An 8,088-nucleotide genomic window follows, 5' to 3' on the forward strand; every position below is an offset into this window, starting at 1 on the left:
CTCTACTCATTTATTCTAGCAAGAAAGGCAAAATCCTTTAACGGTTTTCTTCCGCCAGTTTTTTTAAGGAGAAATGAGAGATACCGATTTTTTTGCAAATGGTTAGGTAGTGCATAAGAGTTAATAACAAGGCTCCTGTGTTCAGACCAATTAGAACTCCCTCCATTTGAAATTCGCGGAGTGAGCCAAGCACGTACATAATGGTAAACTGGATAATCGATGACCATACGGTATGGTAAAACGCATCCTTCATAAGACCGAGCCCAATCAAATAAGCCTGCATCGGAATGACAAAGAAATGAAGCAAAAAGTACGGCCAAAGAATCTGCAAATATCCAGAAGCTACAGACGATTTAAAAAACATACTGGTCAGTGGTTCCGCGAAAAAGTAACAGACGAGCATAGCTGGTATTCCGTATAATGCCGTCCCTTTTAGTACCTGTTGCAACAAACGTTGTAGCCGGTTAAAGTCTCCGTTTGCATACGCTTTGGAAACAGTTGGTATCAGCATGATCAACAAAGAATGCCCAATAAAAGCTGGGAAAAATCCAATGGTCATCGCTACGCCGGTGAGCATTCCAAATTGTTCAGTTGCCACCTGCTCGCTCACCCCTGCATGTACTAGAGCAATTTTAATAATAAAGGGTTGAACCGCATGAGTTAGCGAATGGAAAATCCGAAGTCCCGTTGTTGGAATGGATACAGCCATCAAGCTCTTTCTTACCTCTTGATTAGGAAGGGCCTCTCTCGGCCTTCTTTTTAGCTCATGATACTGAATAAAAAACGTATGGATTAAATAGAGGACGATGACAAACTCGCTCCCTACAAAAGTACAAAAGGCAATAAGTATTGCCGTATCAGTCTGGAATTCAAACAATTGGAATAGAAAGACAAGCAAACCAAGCTGTACGAGCTTTCGAACAAGCTGTGTAGATGCAATCTTGCTCATTTGCTGTTTTCCCATAAAATACCCGCGAGCGATGGATGAAAAGGAAATCATAGGAATTAATAGGATGACAAGCCATCGTAAGAGCGGATGATACGTGTCAAATGTCGATATATACGGGAGAATGATCGTGACAGCAGCAAGTAATACGGAAGTGAAAATAATTGTTAGCTTAATCACATGCTGAAGCATGCTTTGGTGATAACGGGCATCCTTTTCAGCAATAAACTTAGAAATCGAAACGGGCATCTCAAAGCTTGCTAGCATAATAATTAGGAAGATGGTCGGCAAAATTTGCATATATAAGCCAAGTCCATGCTCCCCTAACTCCTTTGCTAGTACCATATTCGCAATAAACTCTACACACTCACCCATAAAGGTGGCGACAACCAACAATAATGTTCCTTTCATAAATGCACTCATGCTGTCTCTCCTTACATTTAATAGCTTTCACCTTACACTATATGAGACAAGTTCTAAGAATATTTTATTTAATTACTTCGGCGGTCGAAATTCAGGTTCAAAAAAAAGCAGGGAATCGCTTGGAATAAAGAATTTGGACAGGTGTTGAGGGGAGTTGTACTTGGGTGTCCAAATGCTGGCGTTATTTGGACAGGGCTTGTGGGGAGTTGCACTTGGGTGTCCGAATACTGGCGTTATTTGGACAGGACTTGTGGGGAGTTGCACTTGGGTGTCCAAATGCTGACGTTATTTGGACAGGACTTGTTGGAATTTTCACTTAGGAGTCCCAATACAGGGGTTATTCGGACAGGACTTGTTTGGAATCTGTATTTGGGAGTCCGAATGATGGCGTTATTCGGACAGGACTTGTTGGAATTTTCACTTGGGCGTCCGAATGCTGGCGTTATTCGGACAGGACTTGTTGGAATTTCCACTTAGGTGTCCCAATCCAAGGGTTAGAACCTTAATATATGAAAGTCTAATTGATAGTGTATCCTTTCGAATGCCACAATTAAACTTAAAACCTTTGTTTAAAAGAAAACTAGCGTGAGTCAAATACTCACGCTAGTTTTTGTGTCAATTTATACCTATACACCCGAAAACAGAATCCTTTACCCATCCTATGCTAACTCCTCTAGCTGGGAATAAAGTTCTTCTACATGGCTTTCAAGAGCTTCTTTTTCACTGTAAAGTTCTTGAATAATAGACAGCTGCTCTTCCAACTGAAGCTGTTCGTTTAATTCTTTTAAATGTGCTTCCACTTTTTCTATCCTGCTCTCAATTTCTTCTATCGACACCGTACTACCCTTTTTAACGGTGTCTGTCACCCTCGTTTTTTTTGAGTAGGCTGTTGGTGTTTCAATTTTTTGAGGCTGCATTTCTAACAGTTTCTGTCTCGCCCATTGGTAACCACCTGCGAAATGATAAAGTCTTTTTTCTTTGATCCAATAGATTCGATCAAAGAGCTTATCTAAAAAGTAACGATCATGAGATACAGCCAGGATCGTTCCATTAAATTCTTCTAGAGCTTCCTCAAGAACTTCACGGGATTCTATATCTAAGTGATTGGTAGGCTCATCAAGGATTAGAAAATTCAAATCCTGATACATCATCTGTGCCAGACGAAGCCGCATTTTTTCCCCACCGCTTAGCTGAGATACCTTGCGAAACACACTGTGACCATAGAACAGAAAGCGAGCAAGAATATGTCTGGCCTCTCCTTCTGTCACCTTTATTTCATCTCGGAATAAGTCAATCACCGTTTCGTCCTTTTTATCAGGAAAAATATGCTGAGAAAGGTAGCCGACTTTCACATTACTTCCAAGCTTTAATTCTCCACTATCTACCTGCTCTTGTTGCAGGAGCATTTTAATAAGCGTGGATTTTCCCGTCCCATTTTCACCGACCATTGCCACCCTTTCGCGGAATTGAATGTGAAGATTCGCATCCTTAAATAGCAATTGCTCTCCGAAAGATTTATTTACCTCCTTCATGACAACCACATCCTTGCCACTTCGGTCAGCTACCTCCATCTCCAGATTCATCTTTTTGCGATTCAGTATCGGTCGATCCAGCTTCTCCATTCTCTCAAGCGCTCTTTCCATATTACGCGCACGCTTATGAAGCCCTTCATTCGGCGGATTTGCACGATTCGCCCACTCACGTAGTCTTTTGATGGCTTCTTTCATTTTTTTAATCTTTTTTTGCTGTTCTTCGTAAGCCTGAAATTCCTTTAAGAGACGCTCCTCCTTCTCCTTCACAAAGACAGAGTAATTCCCTATATACGAAGTAATCTCCCCATCCTCCAAATCAAGCATTTTTGTGACCACATCATCGAGAAAGTATCGGTCATGAGACACAATAACAACCGTACCTTTATACTCTTTTAAAAACTGTCCTAGCCACTCCACTGACATCAAATCTAAATGATTCGTTGGTTCGTCCAGTAATAAAAGATCCGGTTGCTTTAACAGAAGTTGCGCTAAGCCAATCTTCGTTTTCTCGCCTCCGCTTAGAGACTGAAACGATTTATCTAAGAGGTGTTGAATGGAAAGGCCATTGGAGATGCGATCAATATTGGCATCCATTTCGTATCCGCCTAGCAGCGTGTATTGGTCTTGAATTTGACCGTATTTTCCCACGCATCTTTCAAGCTCCTCTGCAGAGAGATCCGGACTCGCCATCTTTACCTCAAGCTCTTTCATTTGCTTCTCCATCTCTACCAATGCGGCGAATGCGGTTTTTAACACATCCAAGGCAGTTATCTCGCTTTGGAAAACAGGGATTTGTTTCAAGTAACCGATCGTTGTCCCTTTTCTCCAATGAATTTGACCACTATCAGGTATTTCCTCCCCAGCTAATAGCTTAAAAAGAGTCGTTTTCCCACTGCCGTTACGACCAACGAGACCAACACGATCTCCTTCATGGATTTCTAGTGATAAGTTTTCAAAAATGGTGTTTCCACCAAACATTTTGCTAATCGAATTTACGCTTAAAGTAATCATATCTATATAAACCTCCGGAGTTTGTAAGTTTTTTACACAAAAAAACCATGGGAAAAATCCCATGGCACGAAAAATGTGTACGAAAAAAAGAGAGCATGAAGCCCTCTTTCATCCGTTCATTATTTGTGGATAAGAGATGTTTCACTGTTTAGTTTGCTATGGAATTGCTTAAAAAGGGCAGACTTCTCCCGTTGTTCGCAAAACCAGCAAAAATTGCACGGACGATATACGTATAGTCCATCCAGTATCCGCGCATCAAAACAGCATTTTTCATCTCTTTCCACCTCCGTTTCAGTTTAGTTACTTTCATGATATTCAAACCGAAGCTGAAAAGCAAGAAATTTATGTAAAATCTACTTTACTAGCTCATGTTTGAACGCGTAAATAACTGCTTGCGTTCGATCTTGTACTTGAAGCTTGCTTAAAATATTACTAACATGTGTTTTTACCGTCTTTAGAGCAATAAACAAGTCGTCAGCAATTTCTTGATTGCTTTTTCCCTCAGCCATTAACAAGAGGATTTCCATTTCTCTTGATGTAAGCTCCTCATGGGGCGCAACATCATTTTTCTGACGCATTTTCAACATCATTTTCCCTGTCACCTCAGGTTCAAGAACCGATTGACCGTGATAAGTTGCACGGACAGCGTTGGCTATTTCACTCGCTTTTGAAGTCTTTAACATGTAGCTCGTTGCTCCCGCTTCAAGTGCCGGATATACTTTTTCATCGTCTAAAAAGCTCGTCACAATGATGATTTTTGCATCGGGCCACTCTGCAATGATTTGACGTGTTGCTTCAATGCCATCCATTTCCTTCATTACTAAATCCATTAATACGATATCTGGCCTTAACTCCAGTACCATTGGGATTGCTGTTTTCCCATTATCCGCTTCACCTACAACCTCAATATCTGGCTGTGCAGATAGGTATGAAGAAACTCCAATTCTTACCATCTCATGGTCATCAACAAACACGACTCTAATCACTGCTCTCACCCTTCCTCATCAACGGAACCTTTACTTCTAGACGGGTACCTTTATTTTTTACACTAATAATTTTGCACGTTCCACCTATCTCAACTGCACGTTCATGCATATTTTGAAGGCCGTACGAACCAGCTTTTGATTCTTCCACATCAAAGCCAACTCCATCATCCACTACCCTCATAATGATAAAATTGTCTCGTTGGATGAGCAAAACCTCCAGCTCCTTCGCCTTTGAATGACGAAGAATGTTCGAAACAGATTCCTGAAGAATCCGAAAAAGATGGTCCTCCACCCCTTTATCCAGAGGAAACTCCTCTACCTTCCATCCTATTTCCATCGTTACTTTTTGTGATAATTCGACTAACAGCTCCTCAATACCTTCTTGAAGCGTTTTTCCTTTTAACGGTACAGGCCTTAAATGAAGAAGAAGTGCTCTCATTTCCAATTGAGACTGGTGAATCATTTCTTCTACCATCTTCATCTGCTTTGCTTCTCGATCTTCACTTTCAACCTGCTTTGTTTCATTGATTGCTGACATCATCATCGAAGCAGCAAAGAGCTGTTGGCTTACCGAGTCATGGAGCTCTCTCGCCAACCGATTGCGTTCTTGAGATATGATTTCTTGAATACGATTTTCCTGATCCTCTGCTTTTTCATTCGCAAGCTTCTGAGAAGCCTTTGCCTGGTCAGCAATTTGCTTTTGAATTTTACGCACTCTGTGGACAATCGGCTCATAGGAAATGCCGTTCTCAATCTGACTTGCGCGACCTTCCTCTACTTCGTGAAGAATATCGTCGATCGTCTGCATCTGTTTCCTCCAGTAAAATCCCGATCCCAAACCAAACAAAATTCCAATCGCAATACTTACGCTTGGAAGAAAAAAGATAAATGGGATATCCATTAAATCTTGTTCCCATAGCTCAGACCAATTGTAAACTGGAAAAGCCATAAAAAATGAGACAGATAAAAAGATGAAAACGAATAGAGACAGACAAATTCCCCACACAATTTGGCGTTGTACGATACTCATACTCGCTTCACCTCGAGGTCACCCACCAGCATTGAAGTGAATATCTTCACCTTCTGATCCGCTTTCTCGTACTCGCTCGTTTGAACATGTAGTCGCTGATTGAACAGCTTATCTCCTGTTACATTCAATATATTACTAGAGCCAGCAAGGACACTGTGATTCACACAAACCTCAACATCGTAAGGAACTTGAATCTGGATATTCCCTACTACTCCTCGTACAAATATGATGGTTTCACCTTTTGGTAGAACGGTATAGCTTAGGTCGATGATCGTGTCACCGATTCCTGTTTGTATATTAATATCATTCCACTCATACACATGGTCTTTCGTTCTCTGTTCACCGAAAATGGTATTATCAAATAAGGGCGTTTTTTTTACGATGGTTTCTGTTTGTGGTGCACTCATTTGTGCTTCGACTACCTCAGGCTGTATTTTTTCTGGGGAACGCTTGGACTTTGCAAATTGAATAATTAAATAGCCTAATATCCCAAACAAAAAGACTTTAATAGTCATCATATTAAATACACTTAAAATAAAGAAGATCGTTCCTGCCCAAAATAAGAATTTGCCTGATGTTTTTGGCTGGCGCTTCCTCCCGATATAAATCATTCCTGATGCAACAAGGAGGGAGAAGATCAGTCCACGATTAAAGAAAGTGACCTCAAGTAGTAACAATACTATTCCAAACATAACTGCCCAGCTGAGAAGATCACTCTTCTTTTTTCCTACCATGTTGATTCCTCCTCTCCTGTTATATATACCTATAGAAGGCGTAGTGCTACGCCTTCTAATCTCCATCTTTTACAATACCAGTTTTTTTTATAAAGTAGTAGTTTCTTTCATTTCTTTTTCTAGTTTGGCGATGCGAGCATCAATTGTGTTTCTGTAGTAGGAGGTATTTACTTTCTCCTCGATACGATCAAGGTACGACTCTATTTCTTGAAAGCGCGAACTGGATTGGTTTGCGTAGTTATCACTGTCTAGCACTTTATTCATTTGATAGTGGGCACGGGATAGGTTTTCTCTCCCCATTAATTCCATGCGACGAATATGCATGTCTTTTAGCTTGTGCTTCATTTCTTCGTATTTTTGCTCAAGCTCCTGTAATTGATTTTCCGTGTAACGAAGGGACTCACTTAATCGTGTGGCTCTCTCTTCGTATTGAAGCTGCTCCGCACTTGCAAATGTATAAAGCTCTGTTTCACCTGCATTTTGTGCTACTTCAGCTTGATATTTTCTTTTTTCAGCCAGTTCCTGTGCTTGCTTTAACTCGCGAGTAAACCCGTCACGCAAAGTATACTGTCTTTCAACAAGCTTTCTTACTTTTTCTGTTTCTAGCTCACATTCACGTAAATACTGGTTCAGCATCACAATCGGATTTTTGTTTTCCTTTTTTTCTATTGCTTCATTTAAATCAGCTACAATCGTATTTTTTAATCGAGTAAATAAGTTTGACATAAATATCTCTCCTCTTTTTAAAATTAGTTTTTATTTAGTTCAGACCATTGCTTTTCAAAGTTTTGAAAAGGGTCATTTGAGACTGTTTCTTTTACTTTTGTTTCGTTGAATTTTTTGTAAACAACATAGAGAATATATGCAGCTACAATTCCAACGATCGCCGGTGCATTAGAAATGGATGCCATCAGAAGAATGAATCCTAAGATTCCTAACCCGATTTTCATCCCAGTCGAATCTGTCTTTAAAAACTGCTTAAACACAAAGTACAGAATCGCCATGCTGACTACCAACCCTACCAGTGGACCAAGATTTGCTAATAAAACTAACGCTGCAATGCCTCCTATTAAAAGCAACCCGAATTTTTTCATTTGTTGTTGCCTCCCTTCTTGATATCATCTTACCTAGAATTCAAACTTCTCATAACGAGCTTAAGCTTGATTTTCATATACGACTTGAGGCTTAGTGAGTGATAGGACTGGTGGTAAAACGCGGGTTTGAGTAGGTTTGGAAGAGGAAAAACCGTCATTTTCGTTGTGGATTTGGAGGGTTTTAAGGGGAATGATCGTTAATTTGGTTTTCTACGGGTCGTTTTCGATCATATTTTTAAAAAATGGGTTGTTTTCAGTCAAGTCCTCAATATTGTGTAAATTCGGTACAAGTGTTTCCAACCAGTTTTTTACTTACTTGGCCTTTAACCAAA

The 8,088-nt window shown here is 40.3% G+C and carries 9 protein-coding genes; 1 reads left to right on the plus strand and 8 read right to left on the minus strand.

Going from position 1 to position 8,088, the window contains the following annotated elements; translation table 11 throughout:
• Positions 1-37: 37 nt before the first annotated feature.
• On the minus strand, positions 38-1,369 hold the full coding sequence (locus tag ACRX5O_RS21895) for a polysaccharide biosynthesis protein (RefSeq protein WP_433907890.1): 1,332 nt from the start codon (positions 1,367-1,369) through the stop codon (positions 38-40).
• Between the two features lie 216 nt (positions 1,370-1,585).
• Between ACRX5O_RS21895 and ACRX5O_RS21900 the strand changes: the two genes are divergently transcribed.
• Positions 1,586-1,846, plus strand: a complete 261-nt coding sequence (locus tag ACRX5O_RS21900; RefSeq protein ID WP_433907891.1) for a hypothetical protein — start codon at positions 1,586-1,588, stop codon at positions 1,844-1,846.
• A gap of 182 nt (positions 1,847-2,028) precedes the next feature.
• Here ACRX5O_RS21900 and abc-f read toward each other — a convergent pair whose 3' ends face one another.
• The 7 genes from abc-f to ACRX5O_RS21935 all read right to left on the minus strand — a co-directional run bounded on the left by abc-f (position 2,029) and on the right by ACRX5O_RS21935 (position 7,756).
• Entirely contained in the window at positions 2,029-3,912 is a 1,884-nt protein-coding gene (abc-f, locus tag ACRX5O_RS21905) for a ribosomal protection-like ABC-F family protein (protein WP_433907892.1), read from the minus strand.
• 148 nt (positions 3,913-4,060) lie between these two features.
• A complete protein-coding gene (locus ACRX5O_RS21910) occupies positions 4,061-4,222 on the minus strand; it encodes an RAxF-45 family protein (RefSeq protein ID WP_433907893.1) in 162 nt (53 codons plus the stop codon).
• 43 nt (positions 4,223-4,265) lie between these two features.
• Entirely contained in the window at positions 4,266-4,898 is a 633-nt protein-coding gene (locus tag ACRX5O_RS21915; RefSeq protein WP_433907894.1) for a response regulator transcription factor, read from the minus strand.
• The gene (locus ACRX5O_RS21920) at positions 4,891-5,928 is read right to left on the minus strand and encodes a sensor histidine kinase (RefSeq protein WP_433907895.1); all 1,038 of its coding nucleotides are present in this window, start codon (positions 5,926-5,928) and stop codon (positions 4,891-4,893) included. Before ACRX5O_RS21920 ends, ACRX5O_RS21915 begins: the two co-directional genes overlap by 8 nt.
• Positions 5,925-6,662, minus strand: coding sequence for a cell wall-active antibiotics response protein LiaF (liaF, locus tag ACRX5O_RS21925; RefSeq protein WP_433907896.1), 738 nt, complete (start codon positions 6,660-6,662; stop codon positions 5,925-5,927). Before liaF ends, ACRX5O_RS21920 begins: the two co-directional genes overlap by 4 nt.
• 87 nt (positions 6,663-6,749) lie before the next feature.
• Positions 6,750-7,388 (minus strand): PspA/IM30 family protein, encoded by a 639-nt coding sequence (locus ACRX5O_RS21930; RefSeq protein WP_433907897.1) that lies wholly within the window; start codon positions 7,386-7,388, stop codon positions 6,750-6,752.
• A gap of 23 nt (positions 7,389-7,411) precedes the next feature.
• Positions 7,412-7,756 carry a lmo0954 family membrane protein gene (locus tag ACRX5O_RS21935; RefSeq protein WP_119706681.1) on the minus strand — a complete coding sequence of 115 codons (345 nt, stop codon included), beginning with the start codon at positions 7,754-7,756 and terminating at the stop codon, positions 7,412-7,414.
• Between the last annotated feature and the right edge of the window lie 332 nt (positions 7,757-8,088).

Origin of the sequence: Robertmurraya mesotrionivorans (assembly GCF_050971805.1) — a bacterium.
In the GTDB taxonomy this organism is placed as follows: domain Bacteria; phylum Bacillota; class Bacilli; order Bacillales; family Cytobacillaceae; genus Robertmurraya_A.

Bases quoted from the DNA above. Each gene is read 5' to 3' on its own strand.
- ACRX5O_RS21895 (WP_433907890.1), bottom strand. From the start codon at position 1,369: ATGAGTGCATTTATGAAAGGAACATTATTGTTGGTTGTCGCCACCTTT.
- ACRX5O_RS21930 (WP_433907897.1), bottom strand. From the start codon at position 7,388: ATGTCAAACTTATTTACTCGATTAAAAAATACGATTGTAGCTGATTTA.
- abc-f (WP_433907892.1), bottom strand. From the start codon at position 3,912: ATGATTACTTTAAGCGTAAATTCGATTAGCAAAATGTTTGGTGGAAAC.
- liaF (WP_433907896.1), bottom strand. From the start codon at position 6,662: ATGGTAGGAAAAAAGAAGAGTGATCTTCTCAGCTGGGCAGTTATGTTT.
- ACRX5O_RS21935 (WP_119706681.1), bottom strand. From the start codon at position 7,756: ATGAAAAAATTCGGGTTGCTTTTAATAGGAGGCATTGCAGCGTTAGTT.
- ACRX5O_RS21920 (WP_433907895.1), bottom strand. From the start codon at position 5,928: ATGAGTATCGTACAACGCCAAATTGTGTGGGGAATTTGTCTGTCTCTA.
- ACRX5O_RS21910 (WP_433907893.1), bottom strand. From the start codon at position 4,222: ATGAAAGTAACTAAACTGAAACGGAGGTGGAAAGAGATGAAAAATGCT.